Source organism: Duganella sp. BJB476 (genome assembly GCF_003416895.1).
Lineage (GTDB): Bacteria > Pseudomonadota > Gammaproteobacteria > Burkholderiales > Burkholderiaceae_D > Rugamonas.
The window spans coordinates 216,567-240,000 of record NZ_QVIO01000001.1 but is presented as its reverse complement, the minus strand read 5'-3'; the positions used below and the strand labels follow the sequence as shown (position 1 = coordinate 240,000).

General features: G+C 63.2%; 19 protein-coding genes and 1 tRNA gene. 11 read left to right on the top strand and 9 right to left on the bottom strand.

What is annotated here, in order from left to right; genetic code table 11:
* Positions 1-48: 48 nt before the first annotated feature.
* The 7 genes from fdnG (at position 49) to D0T21_RS01005 (ending at position 9,224) form a co-directional block, all read left to right on the top strand.
* The gene (fdnG, locus tag D0T21_RS01035; RefSeq protein WP_116988014.1) at positions 49-3,120 is read left to right on the top strand and encodes a formate dehydrogenase-N subunit alpha; all 3,072 of its coding nucleotides are present in this window, start codon (positions 49-51) and stop codon (positions 3,118-3,120) included.
* A gap of 19 nt (positions 3,121-3,139) precedes the next feature.
* Positions 3,140-4,054 carry a formate dehydrogenase subunit beta gene (gene fdxH / locus D0T21_RS01030; protein ID WP_116989306.1) on the top strand — a complete coding sequence of 305 codons (915 nt, stop codon included), beginning with the start codon at positions 3,140-3,142 and terminating at the stop codon, positions 4,052-4,054.
* Positions 4,051-4,704 (top strand): formate dehydrogenase subunit gamma, encoded by a 654-nt coding sequence (locus tag D0T21_RS01025; RefSeq protein ID WP_116988013.1) that lies wholly within the window; start codon positions 4,051-4,053, stop codon positions 4,702-4,704. Before fdxH ends, D0T21_RS01025 begins: the two co-directional genes overlap by 4 nt.
* A gap of 70 nt (positions 4,705-4,774) precedes the next feature.
* Complete coding sequence (gene fdhE, locus D0T21_RS01020) at positions 4,775-5,776, top strand: formate dehydrogenase accessory protein FdhE (RefSeq protein ID WP_116988012.1); 1,002 nt, start codon at positions 4,775-4,777, stop codon at positions 5,774-5,776.
* A complete protein-coding gene (selA, locus tag D0T21_RS01015) occupies positions 5,773-7,224 on the top strand; it encodes an L-seryl-tRNA(Sec) selenium transferase (protein ID WP_116988011.1) in 1,452 nt (483 codons plus the stop codon). Before fdhE ends, selA begins: the two co-directional genes overlap by 4 nt.
* On the top strand, positions 7,221-9,122 hold the full coding sequence (gene selB / locus D0T21_RS01010) for a selenocysteine-specific translation elongation factor (RefSeq protein ID WP_116988010.1): 1,902 nt from the start codon (positions 7,221-7,223) through the stop codon (positions 9,120-9,122). The genes selA and selB overlap by 4 nt, the downstream gene beginning before the upstream one ends.
* Positions 9,123-9,128: 6 nt before the next feature.
* Positions 9,129-9,224, top strand: a tRNA-Sec gene (locus D0T21_RS01005).
* On the opposite strand, the gene D0T21_RS01000 is transcribed toward D0T21_RS01005, so the two are convergent.
* Entirely contained in the window at positions 9,209-9,916 is a 708-nt protein-coding gene (locus D0T21_RS01000) for an alpha/beta fold hydrolase (RefSeq protein ID WP_116988009.1), read from the bottom strand. The genes D0T21_RS01005 and D0T21_RS01000 overlap by 16 nt on opposite strands.
* Positions 9,913-10,761: a subclass B3 metallo-beta-lactamase gene (gene bla / locus D0T21_RS00995; protein ID WP_199538377.1), complete on the bottom strand. Its 849-nt coding sequence runs from the start codon at positions 10,759-10,761 to the stop codon at positions 9,913-9,915. Before bla ends, D0T21_RS01000 begins: the two co-directional genes overlap by 4 nt.
* 142 nt (positions 10,762-10,903) lie before the next feature.
* Here bla and D0T21_RS00990 point away from each other — a divergent pair, with 142 nt between their 5' ends.
* Positions 10,904-12,307: a PQQ-dependent sugar dehydrogenase gene (locus D0T21_RS00990; protein ID WP_116988008.1), complete on the top strand. Its 1,404-nt coding sequence runs from the start codon at positions 10,904-10,906 to the stop codon at positions 12,305-12,307.
* A 247-nt stretch (positions 12,308-12,554) separates the two neighbouring features.
* Complete coding sequence (locus D0T21_RS00985) at positions 12,555-13,571, top strand: DUF3466 family protein (protein WP_158567944.1); 1,017 nt, start codon at positions 12,555-12,557, stop codon at positions 13,569-13,571.
* A gap of 79 nt (positions 13,572-13,650) precedes the next feature.
* On the opposite strand, the gene pnp is transcribed toward D0T21_RS00985, so the two are convergent.
* Together pnp and rpsO are read right to left on the bottom strand one after the other, a co-directional pair.
* Positions 13,651-15,774: a polyribonucleotide nucleotidyltransferase gene (pnp, locus tag D0T21_RS00980; protein WP_116988006.1), complete on the bottom strand. Its 2,124-nt coding sequence runs from the start codon at positions 15,772-15,774 to the stop codon at positions 13,651-13,653.
* A gap of 222 nt (positions 15,775-15,996) precedes the next feature.
* Positions 15,997-16,266 (bottom strand): 30S ribosomal protein S15, encoded by a 270-nt coding sequence (rpsO, locus tag D0T21_RS00975; protein WP_008450438.1) that lies wholly within the window; start codon positions 16,264-16,266, stop codon positions 15,997-15,999.
* A 186-nt stretch (positions 16,267-16,452) separates the two neighbouring features.
* Between rpsO and D0T21_RS00970 the strand changes: the two genes are divergently transcribed.
* Positions 16,453-16,920 (top strand): hypothetical protein, encoded by a 468-nt coding sequence (locus tag D0T21_RS00970; protein ID WP_229211283.1) that lies wholly within the window; start codon positions 16,453-16,455, stop codon positions 16,918-16,920.
* 109 nt (positions 16,921-17,029) lie between these two features.
* Positions 17,030-18,376 carry an MFS transporter gene (locus D0T21_RS00965; RefSeq protein WP_116988004.1) on the top strand — a complete coding sequence of 449 codons (1,347 nt, stop codon included), beginning with the start codon at positions 17,030-17,032 and terminating at the stop codon, positions 18,374-18,376.
* Positions 18,377-18,378: 2 nt separating this feature from the next.
* Here D0T21_RS00965 and D0T21_RS00960 read toward each other — a convergent pair whose 3' ends face one another.
* From D0T21_RS00960 to D0T21_RS00940, 5 genes are all read right to left on the bottom strand, one after another.
* Complete coding sequence (locus D0T21_RS00960; protein WP_116988003.1) at positions 18,379-19,071, bottom strand: helix-turn-helix transcriptional regulator; 693 nt, start codon at positions 19,069-19,071, stop codon at positions 18,379-18,381.
* Positions 19,068-19,415 carry an antibiotic biosynthesis monooxygenase gene (locus tag D0T21_RS00955; protein ID WP_116988002.1) on the bottom strand — a complete coding sequence of 116 codons (348 nt, stop codon included), beginning with the start codon at positions 19,413-19,415 and terminating at the stop codon, positions 19,068-19,070. The genes D0T21_RS00960 and D0T21_RS00955 overlap by 4 nt, the downstream gene beginning before the upstream one ends.
* Positions 19,412-20,320, bottom strand: a complete 909-nt coding sequence (locus tag D0T21_RS00950; RefSeq protein WP_116988001.1) for an alpha/beta fold hydrolase — start codon at positions 20,318-20,320, stop codon at positions 19,412-19,414. The genes D0T21_RS00955 and D0T21_RS00950 overlap by 4 nt, the downstream gene beginning before the upstream one ends.
* A 322-nt stretch (positions 20,321-20,642) precedes the next feature.
* A complete protein-coding gene (gene aroQ / locus D0T21_RS32330; protein ID WP_229211282.1) occupies positions 20,643-21,863 on the bottom strand; it encodes a gamma subclass chorismate mutase AroQ in 1,221 nt (406 codons plus the stop codon).
* The gene (locus D0T21_RS00940) at positions 21,863-23,410 is read right to left on the bottom strand and encodes a 2-isopropylmalate synthase (RefSeq protein ID WP_116988000.1); all 1,548 of its coding nucleotides are present in this window, start codon (positions 23,408-23,410) and stop codon (positions 21,863-21,865) included. Before D0T21_RS00940 ends, aroQ begins: the two co-directional genes overlap by 1 nt.
* Between the last annotated feature and the right edge of the window lie 24 nt (positions 23,411-23,434).

Genomic DNA, 23,434 nt, shown 5'->3' with positions numbered 1-23,434 from the left:
ATAGTGATAGACTTGGTAGGTCTTTTCATAATATGAGAGGCTTACCCCATGAACCAGATGACCAGGCGTCAGTTCCTTCGGGTGACTGGCGCGACCATCGCGGGTTCGAGCATCGCGCTCCTAGGCTTTGCGCCGGCATCGGCCCTGGCCGAAGTCCGGCAGTACAAGCTGGCGCGCAGCACCGAAACCCGTAACACCTGCCCCTACTGCTCCGTAGGCTGCGGGATTCTCATGTACGGTCTGGGCGACGGCGCCAAGAACGCCAAGGCCAGCATCATCCACATCGAGGGTGACGCCGACCATCCGGTCAACCGCGGCACGCTGTGTCCCAAAGGCGCGAGCCTCATCGATTTCATCCACTCCGAAAATCGCCTGATGGTGCCCGAGTACCGCGCGCCCGGTGCGACCGAATGGAGCAAGATGTCCTGGGATGACGCGCTGACCCGCATCGCCAAGTTGATGAAGGCCGATCGCGACGCCAATTTCATCGACAAGACGGCGGACGGCAAGACCGTCAACCGCTGGACCACCACCGGCATGCTGTGCGCGTCGGCGAGCACCAACGAGGTAGGCTACTTAACCCATAAAACCATGCGCAGTCTGGGCATGCTGGCATTCGACAATCAAGCGCGTGTATGACACGGTCCGACGGTGGCAGGTCTTGCCTCGACATTTGGACGTGGTGCGATGACGAATCACTGGGTAGACATCAAGAACGCTGATGTCATCCTGGTCATGGGCGGTAACGCAGCAGAAGCACACCCTTGCGGCTTTAAATGGGTCACGGAAGCGAAGGCGCATCGCGGCGCCAAGTTGATCGTGGTCGATCCGCGCTTTACCCGTACCGCTTCGGTGGCGGACTACTACGTCCCTACCCGTACCGGCGCGGACATCGTCTTCCTCGGCGGGATCATCAACTACCTGCTCACGAACGACAAGATACAGCACGAATACGTCCGCAACTACACGGACATGCCCTTCATCGTGCGCGAGGACTTCGCCTTTAACGACGGCCTGTATTCGGGCTACGACGAAAAGGTCGGCAAGTACACGGACAAGAGCAGCTGGAACTACGAGATGGGCGACGACGGCTTTGCCAAGATCGACGCCACGCTCGAGCATCCGCGCTGCGTGTACCAGCTGATGAAGAAGCACTACGCGCGCTACACGCCGGCGATGGTGGAAAAAGCCTGCGGCGTGCCGCCGGAAAAATTCCTCAAAGTCGCCGAGATGCTGGCATCGACCGCCGTTCCGGGCCGCGCCGCCACCATCCTGTATGCGCTGGGCTGGACGCAGCACTCCACCGGCGCGGAAACGCTGCGCACCGGCGCCATGGTGCAGCTCCTGCTGGGGAACATCGGCATCGCCGGCGGCGGCATGAACGCGCTGCGCGGCCACTCCAACATCCAGGGCCTGACGGACCTGGGGCTGCTGACCAATATGCTGCCCGGCTACCTGACGCTGCCCGGCGAAGCGGAGCAGGACTTCGAAGCCTACGCCGCCAAGCGCGCGCTGAAGCCTTTGCGTCCGAATCAGCTCAGCTACTACAGCAACGCCAGGAAGTTCCTGGTCAGCTTCATGAAGTGCTGGTGGGGCGACGCGGCGACGGAGGAGAACAACTACGCCTTCGACTATCTGCCCAAGCTGGACAAGCCCTACGACATGATGCAGGCCTTCGAGCTTATGCATCAAGGGAAAATGAACGGCTACATCTGCCAGGGCTTCAACATCCTGGCCTCGGCGCCGGACAAGCAGAAAATCACGGAAGCCTTGTCCAAGCTGAAGTTCCTGGTGGTGATGGATCCCCTCGCCGTGGAAACGGCGGAGTTCTGGCGCCCCTTCGGCGAGTTCCACCAGGTCGATCCGAGCAAGATCCAGACCGAGGTTTTCCGTCTGCCGACCACCTGCTTCGCCGAGGAACGCGGCTCGCTGGTGAGCTCCTCGCGCGTGCTGCAATGGCACTGGCAAGGGGCCGACGGCCCGGGACAGACCAGGAGCGACCTGGAGATCATGTCCGGCATCTTCCTGCGCATCAAAAAGGCGTACCAGGCCGACGGCGGCAAATTCCCCGACCCGATCGTCAACCTGACCTGGCCCTACGCCAAGCCGTACAGCCCAACGCCGGAAGAACTGGCGATGGAGTACAACGGCAAGGCGTTGAAGGAACTCACCGATCCGAAGGACCCGACGAAAGTCATCCTGAAGAAGAACGAGCAGGTGGCAGGCTTCGCGCAATTGCGCGACGACGGCAGCACGGCTTGCGGCTGCTGGATCTTCGCCGGCTGCTGGACCGCCGCCGGCAACCAGATGGGACGGCGCGACAACTCCGACCCGAGCGGCATCGGCCAGACGCTGAACTGGGCCTGGGCCTGGCCGGCCAACCGCCGCATCCTGTACAACCGCGCCTCGTGCGATCCGAAAGGCAAACCGTGGGATCCCACGCGTAAGCTGGTGAGCTGGAACGGCAGCAACTGGGCCGGCGCCGACATTCCCGACTTCAAGGCGGACGAGCCGCCCGAAAACGGCATGGGTCCCTTCATCATGCTGGCCGAAGGCGTGGCGCGCTTCTTCTCGCGCGACGCCATGGCCGAGGGTCCCTTCCCCGAGCACTACGAGCCGTTCGAGTCGCCGATCGGCCACAACCCGCTGCATCCGACCAATGCGCGCGCCACCAGCAATCCCGCCGCCCGCATGTTCCCGAACGACAGGGCCAAGCTGGGCAAGGTGGCGGAGTTCCCGCACGTGGCCACCAGCTACCGCCTGACGGAGCATTTCCACTACTGGACCAAGCACGCGCGCCTGAACGCCATTATCCAGCCGGAGCAATTCGTCGAGATCGGCGAGGAGCTCGGCAAGGAACTAGGCGTGGAGCACGGCGACCGCGTCAAGGTCAGCTCCAAGCGCGGGCACATCGTGGCGAAAGCCGTGGTGACCAAGCGTATCAAGGCGCTCATCATCGACGGCAAGAAGACCCACCAGGTCGGACTGCCGATCCACTTCGGGTTCAAGGGAGTCACCAAACCGGGCTACCTGATCAACACCCTCACGCCGACGGTTGGTGACGGCAATTCACAGACACCGGAATTCAAGTCCTTCCTGGTGAAAGTGGAAAAAGCATGACGGCCCGAGGAGAATGACCATGGCACTACAATCCCTTGATATCAAGCGCATGTCGGCGACGACGGTGCAGGAACCGGTGGCGCGCACGCCTGTCACCGGCACCGTCGCCAAGTTGATCGACGTGTCGAAGTGCATAGGCTGCAAGGCCTGCCAGACCGCCTGCATGGAATGGAACGACCTGCGCGACGACATCGGCGAGACCACCGGCGTGTACGACAACCCGATCGACCTGTCGCCGCAATCATGGACCGTGATGCGCTTCTCGGAACACGAGACCAACGACGGCAACCTGGAATGGCTGATACGCAAAGACGGCTGCATGCACTGCGAGGACCCGGGCTGCCTGAAGGCCTGTCCCGCGCCGGGCGCCATCGTCCAGTACACCAACGGCATCGTCGACTTCCATCAGGAGAACTGCATCGGCTGCGGCTACTGCGTGGCCGGCTGTCCGTTCGACGTGCCGCGTATCTCCAAGAAGGACGACCGCGCCTACAAGTGCACGCTCTGTTCGGACCGCGTGGCGGTGGGCCAGGAACCGGCCTGCGTCAAGACCTGCCCTACCGGCGCCATCGTCTTCGGCACCAAGGAGGACATGAAAGAGCATGCGGAGGAGCGTATCGAGGACCTGAAGTCGCGCGGCTACGCCAACGCGGGCTTGTACGACCCGGCAGGCGTCGGCGGCACGCATGTGATGTATGTGCTGCACCACGCGGACCAACCGGGCCTGTACCACGGCCTGAAAGCGAATCCGAGCATCAGCCCGATGGTCGGACTGTGGAAAGGCTTGACCAAGCCCCTGGCGCTGGCCGGCATCGCCGTCACCGCGCTGGCAGGCTGGTTCCACTATTCGCGCGTCGGTCCGAATGAGGTCAGCAAGGAGGAGGAAGCCGAGGCACTGCATGAGGCCAACCGCATCCGGGAGAGCGAAAAATGAGCACGCCAAATCGCGACAAGGACGGCAATCCGCTGATCGAACGCTATACGCCCAATGAGCGCAGCAACCACTGGGTAACGGCCATCTGCTTCATCCTGCTGGCGGTGTCCGGGCTGGCCATGTTCCATCCGGCGACGGCGTGGATGGCGGTGTTCCTGGGCGGCGGCCAATGGACGCGCATCCTGCATCCGTTTATCGGGCTGGTGATGTTCGTGTCGTTCGCGCTGCTGGTGATGCGTTTCTGGCATCACAATAAGTTCGAGCCGGGCGACAGGCAGTGGCTGGATCAAATCGGCGACGTCGTCAACAACCGCGAAGACAAGCTGCCCAAGGTGGGCCGCTACAACGCGGGACAGAAGCTGCTGTTCTATGTGCTGATCTTCTGCATGTGCGGGCTGCTGCTGTCGGGCGTGGTGATCTGGCGGGCCTACTTCGCGTTCTACTTCCCGATCGAGATCGTGCGCTTCGCCGCGCTGCTGCACGCCTTCTGTGCGTTTGTGATCATCTGCTCCATCGTCGTCCACATCTACGCGGGCGTGTGGGTGAAGGGTTCGATCGGCGCCATGGTGCGCGGCACCGTGACTTACGGGTGGGCGCGCAAACATCACCCGCGCTGGTTCGAGGAGGTCGCCCGAAAATCGCGTGATTAGCTCAGCAATTTAGGATTAGAATAGTCTCCGGGCCGGCGGCTCCGTCGCCGCCGGCAATCTGGGAGACATCTTGGTACAACGTCTGCTTGCCCCCGGCGAGATCGAAGCGCTCGATCACAACGCCATACCGCGCCTGCTGCTGCCGCAGCCGCGCAGCCTGTTCTCCACGCGCGCCGCCCGCCTGCGCCAACTTGCCAAAAATGAAATCAAAGGTATCCCCGTCGGCGAAACGCTGCGCGGCTACCTGCTGCTGATGGCGGCGCTGGTCGACGCGCAGGCCGCCGTGGCGCTCGCCCTTCCGGCAGAGGCCTTCGCCCTGCCCGACGCCGCCGACATCGACGTCTCGCTCGAACACAATATGCCGCCGCTGCCCGTCAGCGGCGCGCGGCCGCCGTCGTGGCGCTCGGTGTTCGACGCCCTGCTCGATCAACTCGATACGCTGGCGGAAGGCCAGCCGCAGATTGCCACGGTGCTGGCCGAACTGCGCTCGCTCGACAGCGCGGAGCTGGAAGGCTGCGCCGACGCCGTGCTGTCGGAGCTGACCGACGGCGTGAATCCGCTACACGCGCCGTTCGTGGCGGCGGCGTTGCAGGTCATGTGGAGCATGCGCGCCGGCCAGCTGGACGCGCAGCGCGTGCAACCGCTGGTGACCAATACGCTATGCCCCGTGTGCGGCGCGCATCCTGTGGCCAGCGTGATCCGCATCGGCGGACAATCGCAGGGTTATCGCTACCTGCAGTGCAGCTGCTGCGCCAGCGAGTGGCACATGGTGCGGGTCAAGTGCTCGTGCTGCGAGCATACGGCGCGCATCGCCTACCAGAGCATCGAGCCGGCCGACGCCGCCGACGCCACACCGGAGATCGTCAACAAGGCCAATGACCCAAGCAAGGTGGCACGCGCCGAAACCTGCGACGACTGCCGTACCTATCGCAAGATCTTCAACCAGGAGCACGACTACAACGTCGAACCGCTGGCCGACGACCTGGCCAGCCTGGCGCTGGACCTGCTGGTGGGCGAAGCCGGCTACGCCCGCGCGAGCGGCAATCCCCTGTTGTGGTTCAACGCCGAATGAGCGGCGACACCGCAGACATGGGCGCGGCAACCGCAGCGGGCTCCATCCACCTGCCCGCCGTCCACCTGATCCTGTCGGACGCCGCGTGTGCGCCGCTGATCGCCGAATACGGCCGCGTGCAGACGCTGGAAGCCGCCCGCATGCTTCTGGCCGAACTGCGCAGCATGATGCTGGCCAGCCGCCGCGACGGCATGCCAGTCGCCGGCGACACCGGCATCCCCGCCTTGCTGGCGATGCTGGCCGAACGCCTGCGCGACACCAACCGTTCGCCGCTGCGGCCGGTCTTCAATCTGACCGGCACCGTCCTGCACACCAACCTTGGCCGCGCCCTGCTGCCCGACAGCGCGGTGCAGGCCGTCGCCGAAGCGCTGCGCTGGCCGATGAACCTGGAGTGGGACATCGACACCGGCAAGCGCGGCGACCGCGACAACCTGGTCGAAGAGCTGCTGCTGGAACTGACCGGCGCCGAAGCGGCCACCATCGTCAACAACAATGCGGCCGCCGTGCTGCTGATGCTGAACACGATCGCGCAAGGCAAGGAGGTCATCGTCTCGCGCGGCGAACTGGTGGAAATCGGCGGCGCCTTCCGCATCCCGGACATCATGATCCGCGCCGGCGCCGTGCTGCGCGAAGTGGGCAGCACCAACCGCACGCATCTGAAAGACTACGCCGAAGCGGCCGAAGCGCAGACCGCGCTGCTGATGAAGGTCCATTGCAGTAACTACGCCATCACCGGCTTCACCAAGAGCGTCGAGCTGCCGGAGCTGGCGCCGCTGGCGAAGAAGCACAACATCCCGCTGGCGGTGGACCTGGGCAGCGGGACGCTGGTCGACCTGGAACAATACGGCCTGCCCCACGAAACCACGGTGCGCGAAACCATCGCCGGTGGCGCGGACCTGGTCACCTTCAGCGGCGACAAGCTGTTGGGCGGTCCGCAGTGCGGCATCATCGTTGGCCGCGCCGACCTGATCGCGCAGATCAAGAAAAATCCGCTCAAGCGCGCACTGCGCGTCGGCAAACTGACGCTGGCGGCGCTGGAGCCGGTGCTCGCGCTGTACCGAGCGCCGGACCTGCTGCCTGAACGCCTGACCACACTCAAGCTGCTGACCCGCCCCGCCGCCGCCATGCGCGAGCTGGCGCAGGCGCTGCTGCCGCCATTGCAGGCGGCGCTGGGCGCAGGCTATGAAGTCTGCAGCGAGCCGATGATGAGCCAGATCGGCAGCGGCGCCCTGCCCGTCGACCGGCTGCCCAGTCACGGCCTGGTGATACGCGCCGCCGCAGCGGGACGCATCAGCAACGCGCTGGGCGTGCTGGAACAGCGCCTGCGCGCATTGCCGCTGCCGGTCATCGGCCGCGTTGCGCAGGACGCCTTGTGGCTGGACCTGCGCTGCCTGGACGACCACCAGCGCCAGCGCTTCACCGACCAACTGGCGCTGCTGACCGTATGATCGTCGGCACGGCAGGCCACATCGACCACGGCAAGACCACGCTGACGCGCGCGCTCACCGGCGTCGACACCGACCGGTTGAAGGAAGAAAAAGCGCGCGGCATATCGATCGAACTCGGTTACGCCTACGCACCGCTTGAGAACGGAGAGATCCTCGGCGTGATCGACGTGCCGGGCCACGAAAAATTCATCCGCACCATGGCGGCAGGCGTCACCGGTATCGACGCCGCGCTGCTGGTGATCGCCGCCGACGACGGCATCATGCCGCAGACGCTGGAACACCTCGCCATCCTGCGCCTGCTGGGCGTGCGGCGCGGCGCCGTGGCCCTGACCAAGATAGACCGTGTCGATGCGTCGCGCGTGGAGCAGGTGGAGCGGGACATCGAGACGCTGCTGGCGGCGACCGACTTTGCCGACGCGCCGATCTTCCGCACCAATGCCAGCGCGGCCGCAGACGCCGGCGTGCAGGCTTTGCTGCGACATCTGGCGCTGATGGCGGCGGCGCTGCCGGCCAGCGACGAACGGCGCCTGTTCCGGCTTGGTGTGGACCGCGTGTTCACCTTGTCCGGCCAGGGCACCATCGTCACCGGCACGGCGCTGGCGGGCAGCGTCCGCGTCGGCGACGTGCTGCAACTGGCGCCGGGCGGACAGCAGGCGCGCGTGCGCAGCATCCACGCGCAGAACCGCAGCGCCGACAGCGGCCGCGCAGGGCAGCGGCTGGCGTTGAATTTAAGCGGTGTGTCGAAGGAAGAGATACAGCGCGGCAGCTGGGTCGTCGCTCCGGCGCTCGCCAGCTGTTCCGAGCGCATCGACGCAGAACTGACGCTTACGCCGGACTGCGGCCAGACGCTGAAGCCCTGGTCGCCGCTGCACGTGCACCTGGGCGCGGCGCACCATACCGCGAACGTGGTGATGCTGGACAGCGACGTGCTGACGCCGGGCCAGACCGGCCGCGTGCAACTGGTGCTGGACGCGCCGGTGCATGCAGTCCCCGGCGACCGCTTCGTGATCCGCAACGCGCAGGCCACCGCCACCATCGGCGGCGGTACGGTGCTCGATCCCTTCGGCCCGGCGCGCAAGCGGCGCAGCGCCACGCGGCTGGCGTGGTTGCAGGCGCTATCCGATTTCGTCGCCAGCGGCGACGTCGCCTCGCTGCTCGCTCGAAGTCCGTTGGGCCTGCGCATGTCAGCGTTGGTGCGCCTGTCACAGATGCCCGCCGATCAAATCACCCTGCCGACGGATACCATCAAGGTCGCGCTGCAAGGCGGCGACCATCTGCTGTTGGCCGCCGATGAAGTGCAAACGCTGGACGCGCGTATCCTGGACGGCCTGGCCGAATTCCACGCGCGCGCGCCGGACGATGCCGGCCCCGAACTGTGGCACCTCAAGCGCATCGTCGCGCCGGAAATGGAGGACCGTTTGTGGAGCCGGTTGATCGAAACCTTGATCGCCGCAGGCCAGTTGAAGCAGCGTGGCCGCAGCCTGCACCTGCCCGGCCACAGCGTCGAACTAAGCGAACGGGAACAGGCGCAGGCCAGGCCCTTGCTGGCCTCCCTGCTGGACGGCGCATACGATCCGCCCTGGGTGCGCGACCTGTCGCGCGACCACGGCGTGCAGGAAGCGGAGGTGCGGCGCTTGCTGCTCAAGCTCTCCAAGACGGGAGAGATCAGCCAACTGGTGCCGGATCTGTTCTATCATCCAAAGCGGCTGGCCGAACTGGCGGCACTGGTGGCGTCGCTGCCGGAGGTGCAGGCGTCGGCGTTTCGCGACGCGACCGGGCTGGGTCGCAAGCGAGCCATACAGATATTGGAGTTCTTCGATCGCGTCGGCTATACTCGGCGCGTGGGCAACATCCACTTGATACGACCCAACGCGGCCTGGTCGTACAGTGGCGAGTAGTACCAGGGAAGGCATACTCATCCGGTGATGGGGCCGGGCTTCAAACCCGGTGGGGGGCGTCAGACGCTCCCCTGTAAGTTCGACTCCTACTGCCTTCCGCCATTCACCGTATCGGCCACCATATCAACGGCAGCGTCGAAGCTGGCCGGAGTTTCCTCCAGCAGCGACCAGAGGCGATTATGCTCTGCCCCCTGCACCACGTGCAGCCGGCTCGATTGCGCGCGTGTCGCGGCGGCCACCAGGCGCTCAGGGATCTCCAGCGGGATCGTGGCGTCGTTCTCGGCGGCGATCACCAGCAGGCGGCCTTCGAAGCGCGACAGGATGTCCCAGGCGTCGCTGTCGATCCAGCTGCGCTCACGCCGTATCACGGCCGAGAAGTCCGGCCCGAACGGCACCTCGTACGCCGACGGCGTGTAGACGCCGGGGACGATCAGCACCAGCGCATCGACACGATGGCTTTGCGTCATGCGAACCGCATTGTAGGCGCCCATGCTGGCGCCGAACACCGCCATCGGCTCCGGCAGGCCGCGCGCAGCGGCCACCGTCTGCGCCTGGCGCGTGCGGCTGGCCACCGACGATTGCGCCAGCGTGCCGCCGGTGTCGCCATGGCCGATGCAATCGAAGCTGGTGCTGCCGATGCCGCGCCGCTGCAAGGCGCTGCGCAGCAGATGGTGGCCGCGCCGGCTGCTGGCGCCGGCGCCATGCAAATACAGCACGCGATTGTAGCCATCGCCGACGTACTGGTCGCCCTTCAGCACATGGCCGTCGAAGGCCACATCGAAGTCCACGATCATTTGCCTGCCTCCTTCGCCAAACGCAGATTCAGATTGTCGCGCGATTGCCTGGCGTAGGCTTTGCAACCCTCGCCCCCGTCCAGCAAGGGATGCGGTTTGCCGCTCTGAAGCTTGTCCCAGGTGCCGGAGAATTCTGGATGCACGGCGATGATGATGTCGCACGAGGCCTGCCCCAGCGCCGCAAAGCTCTGCTCATATTGCTTCACCACTTCCGGATGGGCGCTGAACTTGTAGCCGTCGCTGGAAACCGGGTTGATGCTGTCGGCGAACACGATGCTGGCGCAGCGGTCTTGTTCGCAGGAGCTCCACGTCCAGCTGGTGCCGCCCGCCGTGTGGCCGGGCGTGTACATCGCGGTCACCGTCAGCGGCCCGACTTTGACGGCTTCGCCATCGCGCACCGTGCGCAGCTTGGCCACCTTGGAAAATGGCGTGCTGCCGACGAACTGGGGATCGTCCTTGGCCATGCCGCCGCGCTTCAGGTCCGCAGCCGTCAGGGGGCTGGCCACCACCGTCGCGCCGCTCATGCGCTGAAGTTCGGCGATGCCGCCGGCGTGGTCCATGTGACCGTGCGAACTCAGTATCAGCTTAACGTCCTGTATGCGGAAACCCAGCTTGCGGATGCTGGCGGCGATGCGTTGCGGCGAATCGGGATAGGCGCCGTCCAGCAGGATATGGCCCTGCGGCGAAGTCACCAGCACCGAACTGAGGCTGCTTACGCCGACGTAGTAGCTGTTGCCGTAAATCTGGAATGGTTCGACCGGCTTGTTCCAGTTGTCGTCAGGTGTGTTTGCGGAGGCAAAGGCGGCAAGGCCGCAGAGCACGGCGGCCAGCAAGGGTTTGATCATGGAATGGCGGGCGAGAGAGTTGGTAAAGAAGGAATATTGTACATCCGGACACCCTGCATGCATGGGGCTTGCGGTATCGGCAACATGGTAATAGCTGGTAGACACTGGCACAATACCGTGTCGCCACTCGAAGGAATCGTCCATGAAACATCCCGCACTCCGCGCCGCCCTCCTGGCCTGCCTGACCGCAGCCTCCTTTGTCAGCCATGCGGCCGAACCGAAACTCGGCGCCGCCGAAAAGCTCTACCAGGCCAACTGCGCCGCCTGCCACGGCGCCAAGATGGAAGGCGCCGTCGGCCCGTCGCTGGGCGATCACGCCTGGCTGCACGGTGCGCCCACCAAGGCCAACCTCATCAAGATCATCAGCAAGGGCGTGCCGGAGAAGGACATGCCGGCCTGGTCCCCTGCCCTGAACGCAACGCAAATCGCGCTGCTGGCCGACCTGATCGCTGCCAACGCCGCCAAGCCCGCCGTTGCGCTGACGCCCGAGGCCAGGGCGCAGCAATACGTGCCCGACCTGAGCGGCTTCAAGCTGCCGAAGGGCTTCCACATCAGCGTCTACGCCAACCAGGTCAGCGCCGCGCGCAGCATGGTGGTGTCGGACAGCGGCATCGTCTACGTCGGCTCGCGCAAGGCCGGCAAGGTGTATGCGCTGGTGCCGCGCGCCGACAAGCAGACGGCCGACGTGGTCACCATCGCCGAAGGCCTGGAGCACCCGATCGGCGTGACGCTGCTCAACGGCGCGCTGTACGTGGGCGAGATCAGCCGCGTGATCCGCTTCGACAATATCGACAAGCGCTACGCGCAGAAGCCGTCCTACGAAGTGGTCAAGGTCAGCCTGCCGAACGACAAGTGGCATGGCGAGAAGGTCATCAAGGCCGGGCCGGACGGCAAGCTGTACATCCCGGTCGGCGCGCCGTGCAATGTGTGCGATGTCGAGGACACCAAGAGCGCGAAGATCTATCGCATGAATGCGGACGGCAGCCAGCTGGAAGAATATGCGCGCGGCGTGCGCAACACGGTGGGCTTCGCCTTCCATCCGACCACCAAGGTGCTGTGGTTCACCGATAACGGCCGCGACGAGATGGGCGACAACACGCCGTCGTGCGAACTGAACGTGGCACCCAAGGCCGGCATTCATTTCGGCTTCCCCTACTGCCACGGCGGCGTGGTGCCGGACCCGGACTTTGCCAAGGGTCGTAGCTGCGAGGAGTTCGAGCCGCCGGTCGCCAAGCTGGGGCCGCACGTGGCGCCGCTGGGCTTGACCTTCTACACCGGCAAGCAGTTCCCCGAGGCGTATCGCAACAACGTCTACATCGCCGAGCATGGTTCGTGGAACCGCACGACCAAGAGCGGCTACAGCGTGCGCCTCATTACGCTGTACAACAGCAAGGTTGTCACCGACACAGCCTTCATCGACGGCTTCCTGCGCGGCGAGGAAGTGGTGGGCCGGCCGGTGGACGTGGCTACGCTGCCGGATGGTTCGATGATCGTGTCGGACGACTACGGCGGCCGTGTGTACCGCGTTACTTACGACGGCAAGTAGCCGGCCCGCGCCGGGGGCGGGACTTGCCCGCGTGCAGCGTCGCCCCCTCTCGGAAGTTAATTTTAATTTAACTAATGATTACAAAAATGATATCATTTAGGACAATATTTCTTTTAACTCCTAAAGGGTATCTATGTGCAATCTACAGTTTTTCCGTTCGGTACTTGCCTTAACGGCCGTTTCCGCGTCCATGCTGGCTAATGCCTCGACTGGTTATACGGCATCCGTCGCGCCAGGCGGTGCATACATGGGTTGGCAATCCATAAACAATTTCGGCGATTTGGCTGGCGGCTATTCGGCCTATATTGGTGGACAATTCAGCGCCCCGCCGGCAACAGACTGGGGCGCGACTTATTATCAATCCAATGTCATTAACGACAAGGGCGTGGTGGGCGGCACGATAGGCGATCATAATTCTGGCTACGCGATCTTAAGCAGCAAGGGCAGTTCTGTCCTGTTGCCCTCTTTCAACCAAAGTTATAACAGCTTCGCTTCGGTCACTGCGCTCAACAACGTTGGTCAAGGCGCGGGCGTCGCCAGCACTACCCACCGCATCTCGAGTCACGATGGCGAATCCATTTGGAGCATGCACGCCTTCCGTACCGATGGAAGCACCATAACCGATCTCGGCACCCTTGGCGGTTTCGAAAGCGAGGCGAATGGGATCAACAACAAAGGCGAGGTGGTCGGGTGGGCATCGCTTTCGGACCGCACGCAGCATGGTTTCGTAACGTCCGGTGGAAAGATGGTGGATCTCGGCGGGATAGCGGGCGCCAACTCCGACCAGGCAATCGACATCAACGATGCGGGACTGATTATTGGCAACGCCGACTTCGGTTGGTCGCATAACTCGTACGCGTATGTGCATGCCAACGGTACTTCCACGCTGATCGAGACACCCAATGGTTTCCAATCGAAATCGAGCGCGTTGAACAACTACGGGCAAATTGTCGGCCGCATGTGGGATCGCTCCCGTAGCTATGGCTTCATGTATGTCAACGGCCAGGTCATCGACTTGAACACTTTCATCGACCCGGCGCAGGGCTGGTCGGTCGAAGCAGCGCTGGACATCAATGACCGCGGCCAGATTCTGACCCGTGCCTGCAAAAATCAAGGCCGCAGCTGCACTGAGATGATCCTGTCGCCGGACATACTGCAATCCATCCCCACGCCCCAAGTGCCTGAACCGGCAACCTACGCCATGATGCTGACCGGACTTGGAATGCTGGCTTGGTCCCGGCGCAGCAAACGCCAGGCCAAATAAAAAAAACCGCCCTGCGCGCATGCAATGGCCAAGGCCATCGCATCGCCACAGGGCGGTTTTCGCTCAGACTAGTCTGAGATTACTGTGCAGCGGCAGCAGCGGCTTCTTCAGCAGCGGCTTTCATCGACAGTTTCAGGCGGCCGCGGTCGTCGGTTTCCAGAACCTTGACGCGCACTGCCTGGCCTTCTTTCAGGTAGTCGGCAACGGCGTTGACGCGCTCGTTGGCGATTTGCGAGATGTGCAGCAGACCATCTTTACCTGGCATGACTTGAACGATCGCGCCGAAGTCCAGCAGCTTCAGAACCACGCCGTCGTAGGTCTTGCCCACTTCGACCGAAGCGGTCAGTTCTTCGATGCGGCGCTTGGCTTCCTGGCCGGCAGCAGCGTCGACGGAAGCGATGGTGACCACGCCTTCGTCGCTGATGTCGATCTGGGTGCCGGTCTCTTCGGTCAGCGCGCGGATGACTGCGCCGCCCTTGCCGATGACGTCACGGATCTTCTCTGGGTTGATCTTGATGGTGATCAGGCGCGGTGCGAAGTCCGACAGTTCGGTCTTCACGGTCGGCATGGCTTTTTGCATTTCGCCCAGGATGTGCTCGCGGCCTTCTTTGGCTTGCGCCAGCGCCACTTGCATGATTTCCTTGGTGATGCCCATGATCTTGATGTCCATCTGCAGCGCGGTGATACCGTTGCGGGTACCGGCTACTTTGAAGTCCATGTCGCCCAGGTGATCTTCATCGCCCAGGATGTCCGACAGAACCGCGAACTTGCCGCCTTCCTTGATCAGGCCCATCGCGATACCGGCGACGTGCTCTTTCATTGGAACGCCAGCGTCCATCAGTGCCAGGCAGCCGCCGCAGACCGAAGCCATCGACGACGAACCGTTCGATTCGGTGATTTCCGACACCAGGCGCACGGAGTAGCTGAACTCTTCCGGTGCCGGCAGTGCGGCGATCAGCGCGCGCTTGGCCAGGCGGCCGTGGCCGATTTCGCGGCGCTTAGGCGTACCTACGCGGCCGGTTTCGCCGGTGGCGAACGGTGGCATGTTGTAATGCAGCATGAACGAGTCGGTGAACTCGCCCATCAGCGCATCGATCTTCTGGCTGTCGCGTGCGGTGCCCAGGGTGGCAACCACCAGCGCCTGCGTTTCACCGCGGGTGAACAGCGCCGAACCGTGGGTGCGTGGCAGCACCGAGGTACGGATCGAGATCGGACGAACGGTGCGGGTGTCGCGGCCGTCGATACGTGGCTCGCCGTCCAGGATCTGGGTACGGACGATCTTGGCTTCGATGTCGAACAGGATGTTGTTCACTTCGGCTGCGTCGACTGGCGCGGCGCCAGCGGCAGCGGCTTCAGCGGACAGGTCGGCCAGCACTTCGCTGGTGGCGGCCTTCAGCTTGGCGGTGCGCTCTTGCTTGTCTTTGGTCTGGTAAGCGGCGTTGATTTTGCTTGCAGCGAAATGCGAAACGCGGCCGATCAGCGCTTCGTTCTTCGCTGGTGGGACCCATTCAACTTCCGGCTTGCCGCCGTCGCGTACCAGCTCGTGGATCGCGTCGATGACTGCTTTCATTTCGGTGTGGCCGAATACGACCGCGCCGAGCATGATTTCTTCGGACAGTTGCTTGGCTTCCGATTCCACCATCAGCACGGCGGTTTCGGTACCGGCGACAACCAGATCCATCTGCGAGGTCTTCAGTTGTTCAACGGTAGGGTTCAGGATGTACTGGCCGTTGGCGTAGCCGACGCGTGCTGCGCCGACCGGGCCGTTGAACGGTACGCCCGACACGCACAGGGCGGCCGATGCGCCGATCATGGCGGCGATGTCTGGATCGATTTCCGGGTTGACCGACAGCACGTGAATGATCACTTGCACTTCGTTCAGGTAGCCTTCTGGGAACAGAGGACGGATAGGACGGTCGATCAGGCGGGATGTCAGTGTTTCTTTTTCCGAAGGACGACCTTCACGCTTGAAGAAACCGCCCGGGATTTTACCGGCAGCATAGGTTTTTTCAACGTAGTCGACGGTCAGCGGGAAGAAGTCCTGGCCTGGCTTGGCGTCTTTGCGTGCGACGACAGTAGCCAGCACCACGGTATCTTCGATCGATACCAGAACTGCACCGGAGGCCTGGCGAGCGATTTCGCCGGTTTCCAGCGTCACGGTGTGTTGACCGTACTGGAAGGTTTTCGTAACTTTATTAAACATGGGTAATCCCTTTCTATTTGCCGACAGATTTTCAGGGGCTGTCGTTCACCTCACCACAGACGGCAGTGCTGCCGTCTTTACTGCAACTGCTAAAACCCAGGAATTCCATGTCGCACTGCCAAGACGCTATTCTGCTTGGCAAGTTTTTCCCGGCAAAAATGACAAAATGCCCGCGTCAGCAAACTGGCGCAGGCATTTCGATTAAGCCGGATGACGCAAAAATTACTTACGCAGACCCAGTTTAGCGATCAGATCGCGATAACGGGTAGCATCTTTGCCCTTCAGGTAGGACAGCAGGCTCTTACGACGGTTAACCATCATAATCAGACCACGACGCGAGTGGTGATCCTTGCTGTGTGCCTTGAAGTGGCCGTTCAATTCGTTGATGCGTGCGGTCAGCAGCGCAACTTGAACTTCTGGGGAGCCGGTGTCTTTTTGACCACGGGCGTTGTCCGCGATAATGGCGGCTTTGTTGATGTTTTCTACGGTCATGATATTTACCTTTAACATGCGGTGCGCGGAGTCGTAACCCTGCACATCGTGAACTTCAAAAAAAACTGATCCAAAGACCAGACCCGGAAGTATAGCGGAAAAACTCCCACATGTATCCTGTGTTGGCTACAATTGTTCTATCTTTCCGGTCCTACAGAGGGGTTTGTGATGAAAAAACTGATATTTATGGCAATCTTGCCTGCCATGCTGAGCGCTTGCGCCAGCCTCAACTCCCCTCCGCTGGCGGCCGGCGAACCGGTCGACGCCGTCAAGGCCAAGCTGGGCCAGCCCACCGGCACCTATGCCAACGGCCCGGACATCATGCTCGAATATGCCGGCGGCCCGTTCGGCCAGTACACCCATATGGCGCGCATCGGCCCGGACGGCAAGCTGATTTCCTTCGAACAGGTGCTCAGCAGCGAGAAGTTTGCCACCGTCAAACCGCGCAAGGATAGCAAGCAAACCATCCTCAGCACCTTCGGCAAGCCGGCCCAGCAGGTGCACTACGCCAGCGTCGACGGCGACGTGTGGGTTTATCGCTACAAGGAACAAAACGTGTGGGATTCCGTGATGCATGTGGAATTCGACCGCGACGGCATCGTCCAGGCCATGGTCAACGGCCCGGACCCGGAACGGGAATCGCGTCGCCGTTAAAATGTAGCGAAGATACAAAGGAATTACTGAGTATCGTGCAGGATCTCCGCATTTTGTAGCCAAACTACTTTTTCAAGTAGATAATACGCCAACAAAAACGGAGATCCTCATGCATGCAAATGTGAAACTAGCCGAAACCGGCGCCGCCGCCGCGCCGGCGCAAAAGCCGAAGCTGTCGTTCTGGGCCATCTGGAACATGAGCTTTGGTTTTCTCGGCATCCAGGCCGGCTTCGCCCTCCAGCAAAGCAACGTCCCCCGCATCTTCCAGACCATGGGCGCCGAGCTCGACAAGATCGGCTTCCTGATGACCGCCGCGCCGCTGGCCGGCCTGCTGGTGCAACCCATCATCGGCTACCTGAGCGACCGCACCTGGGGCCGCTGGGGCCGTCGCCGCCCCTACTTCTTCATTGGCGCCGTGCTGGCCACGCTGGCCATGTTGGGCTTGCCGAACGCCACCGTGCTGTGGACCGCCGCCGCCATGCTGCTGGTGCTCGACGTCGCGATCAATATTTCGATGGAGCCGTTCCGCGCCTTCGTCGGCGACCTGCTGCCGAAAGAACAGCTGACCACCGGCTATGCGGTGCAAACCTTCTTCATCGGCGTGGGTGCGGTGGGCGCCTCGGCGCTGCCGTGGGTGCTGACGCACTGGTTCGACGTGGCCAACACCGCCGCCGCCGGCAAGACGCCGGACTCGGTGGTCTATGCCTTCTACATCGGCGGCGCGATCTACCTGGCGGCCGTGTTGTGGACCGTACTGCGCACCCGCGAATATTCGCCGGAGCAGCTGAACCAATTCCATCCCGAGGCGGAACCGGAGGCGCACGCGCCTACCGGCCTGCGCGGCTTCGTCAACGACTACCTCAACATGCCGAAGATCATGGTGCAATTGTCGCTGGTGCAGTTCTTCACCTGGTTCACCTGGTTCTCGATGTGGACCTACGGCACGGCCACGCTGACGCAGCACATCTACCACGCCACCGACACCAGCTCCGCGCTGTACAACGAAGGCGCCAACTGGTGGGGCGTATGCGGCGCGGTCTACAACGCGGCCTCGATCGCCTTCGCCTTCGTGCTGCCGCTGATCGCCGCGCGCACCAGCCGCAAGACTGCGCACGCGCTGGCGCTGGTCGTGGGCGGGCTCAGCTTCATCTCGATCTACTTCATCACGTCGCCGATGATGTTGCTGCTGTCGTTTGCCGGCGTCGGGCTGGCGTGGGCCAGCACCTTGTCGATGCCGTATGCCATCCTCGCGGGGAAGATTCCAGCAAAGAAGATGGGCATGTATATGGGCATGTTCAACATGTCGATCGTGATTCCGCAGGTGGTGTCCGGCGTCTGCCTGGGTTATTTCCTGACGCATGTGTTCAACGGCAGCGCCGTGATGATGCTGGTACTCGGCGGCATCTCGATGTTCATCGCGGCCGCGCTGTCGATGCGTATTGAAGAGGATGAGTAGGATCAGCCCCTAAGCCAGGCGGCCAGTTCGGTCTTGCCGCTGGCCGAGACTTGCAGCGCACGCGTGTCGTCGCTGCGACGCAGCCAGCCGCGCTCGACGAAGTTATCGAGCAGCGCGACGGCCAGCGGTCCAGCGAAGTGGTCGCGCCGTTCTGACCAGTCGACGCAGCCATACAACTGGCGCTGGGCCGGTGCGCCTTCCGTCAGTTGGATGCCTAGCTGCCGCATCTGCGCTTCGCCCGCAGGCGTGAGCGGATAGTCGTGGCCATCGCCCTCCCCTGGTTTCACCCAGCCGTTATCGACGAAGCAGCGGCACAGGTCCACGCCGAGCACGCCGGCCAGGTGGCCGTAGCAGCTACGCGCATGACGCAGGCCGCGCATGGCCGGCGCCTGCCAGCGCGTGCTCTCGGGCAGCGCGCCGTCGGCCACGCGCAGCAGCGCTTCCAGTGCGTGAGCGACATTGCCGTCAGCCAGCATGTAGTAGCGGTGCCGCCCTTGCGCGCGCACGCTCGCAAGGCGCTCTTCCACCAGTAGTTTCAGATGTTGTGACGCGGTCGGCGCGGACACGCCGGCATGCTGCGCCAGATCGGTGGCGGTGTAGAAGCGGCCATCGAGCAATCGCGACAGCATCAGCGCACGGGTCGGGTCGCCAATCGCGGCGGCGACGCGGGCGAAGCGTGGTTGCGGCGTGCTCATCGCGCGGCCACCGGTGGGTGATATGGCGGCGCTTCGTCGCGTTCCATCAAGCCGTAATCGCGGATGACGCTGGCCACACGCAAACGATAGTTGTCGAACACGCCGGCACGGCCTGCGCTTTGCGCCTCGCGGTGCTGTTCCTGCTCGCGCCAGGCGCGCACCGCCTGCTCGTCGCGCCAGAAGGACAGCGACAGCAGCTTGCCGGGGGACTTCAGGCTTTCGAAGCGTTCGATGGAAATGAAACCGTCCATCTTTTCCAGCAACGGCGCCAGCTGGGCCGCGCGGTCGAGGTATTCGGCGTAGCCTTCGGTGCTGGGGATGACTTCGAATATCACGGCGATCATGTGGCGCTCCTATGCAAAAAGGCGTTGACAACATTGTAAAGCAGCCCGCGTGACGACTCCAGGTGCATCAGGTGCGTCGCGCGCGGGAAGGTCTCGCAGCGCTTGATGCTACCACCCAAGTCGGCTAGCAGATTGACGGCGTCGGCTTCGGAACACACGCTGTCCCATTCGCCGCGCACCAGCAGCGTAGGCGCAGTGACGCGCGAGGCATCGTAGAGCGCCTCGCCGGACCACAAGGCGCGGACATCGGCCTGTGGCCCCGTGGGCGTCAACACCGCTGGCGGCGTGCGGCCAGCTGCACCGGGATCGGTCGCCAGGAAGGCGGCGCTCCAGTGCTGGAAGTGGGCTTCATCCAGCAGCTGTGGATGGCCGCGCGGGACGTCTTCAACGAAGCGGCGGTACTGCGCCCATGCCGTCAACGGAAAGTGTGACGTGGTACCGGCGGCGGCCGGCACATAGCCGCTCGCCGAAGAGGCGGCGCCGCGCATCACGATAGGCGCGAACAGCACCAGCGCGGCCAGTGCCTGCGGATGCGCACCGGCATAGCGCAAGGCCACCGAGCCGCCCCATGAATGCGCCAGCAGCATGACAGGCCGGCCGCCATTGTGCTCGCGAACGGCGCAGACCACGCGGTGCAGTTGCTCCTGCACGCTGCGCAAATCTCCAACGGGAATGTTGTCGTGTTGCGCGTATCGCTCTGACGCGCCATAGCCGACAAAGTCGAAGCCCCATACATTGAAACCGGCGGCGTTCAACGCGTCGGCCCAACTGCGGTCGTCGAAAGAATAGAACACGGAGAGATCGGCGCCGAACGTCGAGCCGTGCACGTAGATTACATCGCCCAGGTCCTCGGCGGCGCGGCGTACTTGCAGCGCCAGCATGGGCGTTTCCATCAGTTTGATCATTCCAGCCTCCTGTCATCGAGTAGACAAGATAGCTGTTTGAATCGGCGCATGCTTCGGCGTGGAACGAAGCATGCGCGCGATGATTGAATGCCGGCTGCTGGCTTGTTACGGGGAACCCGTTTTCCAGCTGTTTGTTCCTTTCACCTCGCCTGTGAATGTATCAAGGACCCAAACGATACCAGGCGGAGTCGATGTACGAAATTGATACCGTCCACATTGAGCGTGATAGACCAGAGCCGCACCGATCACCGCTGCCGCCGCAAGGATGCAATATCCCGTAAATCTGTCGCTATTCAATTAGTACTCCTTTGAGAACTTTCCATCAGAAATCAAATTCCACCAGCGTGTCATCCGGCCAGCTTTGGTCATGCAGCGGCGGTGCGTAGCGGGTGCGGTCCGTTGCATTAAGTCGCTCTGCCGGCAATTTTTCGCGACGGGTGCCTGATACCAGCGTGGCGCCGGCGATCGGCGTGGCGGTCGTGAAGAAAACCCGGCTTCTGGAAGAGTGGCAAACCCCGCCCAGCGGAACAATGTAGGCCAGCTTGATAAACGAGGCGTCAAATTTGTCGACCGCCCAGCGCACTTCGCACTCCAGGCGCAGATCGCCCAGCCGGCGCGTCCCTGCGGGAAGGCCGGCAGTGTGAATGTCCGGGCGCCAGCGGAACAAGCCCTTCTTGCTATTGAGCCGCAAGTCGGCATCGTCCTTGGCGGCCGACTCGTCGCGCGGCACCGAGAAGGTGGAGTCGGCCGCGATCGGGAGTTCGATGTTGGTGCTGTCGCCCACGATGCGCAGCTTGAGATCGGCCAGCGTCAGGTTGGGCTGCTGCGGGCGCAAGATGAATTTCAGCTCGGCCTTGGGCGCCAGCGCGTGGTATTGATCGAACGCGTTTAAACCGTCCAGCATTTTCCGGTACGGCTTCCAGTCGGGATCTTTGGTGCCCGCCACCGCCACTTGCGGGACGGGCTCAGCCGGGGCAAGCGTGGAGAATGGCGCGAGCGCTTGCATAACAGCATGTGGACTCAGTGCCCTTGCCTCAAGCGATCCCATGAAGCGAGTGACATCGTCTTTTCGCGCCTCGTCGTTCAGCAACGCCTGATTGTCGGCCATGGACCGCAGCAGCTGGGTGGTGAGCCGGTCCAGTTCGGGGCGTATGGTCTTGGCGAGATCGGGAGCGTCGTCAAACTTGCCGGCCTGTTGCGCGCGCCATTGCACGAACAATTCCCGCTGCACGGTTTTCGATGCTTCGATCTGCGCGCGAAACACCGTCTCGACCCATGCACTGGAAAGGCCAAGTCCACTCCCCTCCTTCACCGCCGTCTGGATGACCTGCGCTTCGCGCCCCGAGTCTTCAATCGGTGCCTGCACATTCCATTTGGCGCGCGCCACGGCTGGCGCCAGCAGCAGGCGCTGATCGATCGCCAGCCGTAATGGCTCCAATCCCCTCAGCTCGGTGTCAGCCTGGGCGCTTGCCGTCATGCAGGCAAGCAGCAGCCCAAGCAAGGCGACAAGCCTCATGCAATATGTATAGGGCGTACTCTGCATCAGGGCTGCGGATTGACGCGCTCGATCTTCGAGTGCAGCTTGTTCAGCGCCGACAGATAAGCCTTGGCCGAAGCGACGATGATGTCCGGATCGGCGCCGACGCCATTGACGATGCGGCCTTCCTTCGACAAGCGCATCGTCACCTCGCCCTGCGACTGGGTGCCGGTGCTGATCGCGTTGACCGAGAACAGCACCAGCTCGGCGCCGCTGCCCACTTCGGATTCGATGGCGTTGACGGTGGCGTCGACCGGACCATCGCCCTTGCCTTCGGACGCATGCTCCTCGCCGTCGATCGTGAACACCACTTTCGCGCTCGGCGTCTGGCCGGTGTTCGACTGCTGCGACAGCGAGAGGAAGCGGTAGTACTCGCTCTCATGCGATTGCTCTTCGTCCGACACCAGCGCCAGGATGTCCTCGTCGAAGATCTCGGACTTGCGGTCGGCCAGCTCCTTGAAGCGGACGAAGGCGGCGTTGACCTCCGCTTCCGAATCCAGGTCGATGCCCAGTTCCTGCAAGCGCTGCTTGAAGGCGTTGCGGCCCGACAGCTTGCCCAGCACGATCTTGGTGGCGGCCCAGCCCACATCTTCGGCGCGCATGATCTCGTAGGTCTCGCGCGATTTCAGCATGCCGTCCTGGTGGATGCCGGAGGCGTGCGCGAACGCGTTGGCGCCCACCACCGCCTTGTTGGGCTGCACGGCGAAGCCGGTGATCTGCGACACCATCTTGGAGGCGGCGACGATCTGCGTGGTGTCGATGCCGACCTCCAGGTTGTAGTAGGCCTTGCGGGTGCGCAGCGCCATCACCACCTCTTCCAGCGCGGTGTTGCCGGCGCGTTCGCCCAGGCCGTTGATGGTGCATTCGATCTGGCGCGCGCCGCCTATCATCACGCCGGCCAGCGAATTGGCCACGGCCAGGCCCAGGTCGTTATGGCAGTGCACCGACCAGATGGCCTTGTCGGAATTGGGGATGCGTTCGCGCAGGCGGCGGATGGTTTCGCCGAAGATCTCCGGCACCGCGTAGCCCACCGTGTCCGGGAAGTTGATGGTGGTCGCGCCCTCTTCGATCACGCCTTCCAGCACGCGGCACAGGAAGTCCTCGTCCGAGCGGCTGCCATCTTCCGGGCTGAATTCGATATCGTCGGTGAACTGGCGGGCGAAGCGCACCGCATTGCGCGCCTGCAGCAGCACCTGGTCGGGCAGCATGCGCAGCTTCATCTCCATGTGCAGCTTGGAGGTGGCGATGAAAGTGTGGATGCGTTTGCGTTCGGCCGGCGCCAGCGCTTCGGCGGCGCGCGCGATGTCGCGGTCGTTGGCGCGCGACAGCGAGCAGATGGTCGATTCGCGCACCACCGAGGCGATCGCCTTGATGGACTCGAAATCGCCTTGCGAGGCGGCCGCGAAGCCGGCCTCGATGACGTCGACGCGCAAGCGCTCCAGCTGCTTGGCGATGCGGACTTTTTCGTCCTTGGTCATCGACGCGCCAGGCGATTGCTCGCCGTCGCGCAGGGTGGTGTCAAAGATGATGAGGCGGTTGGATGAGTTGCTCATGATAGCTCCGTGGCTGATGCTTCG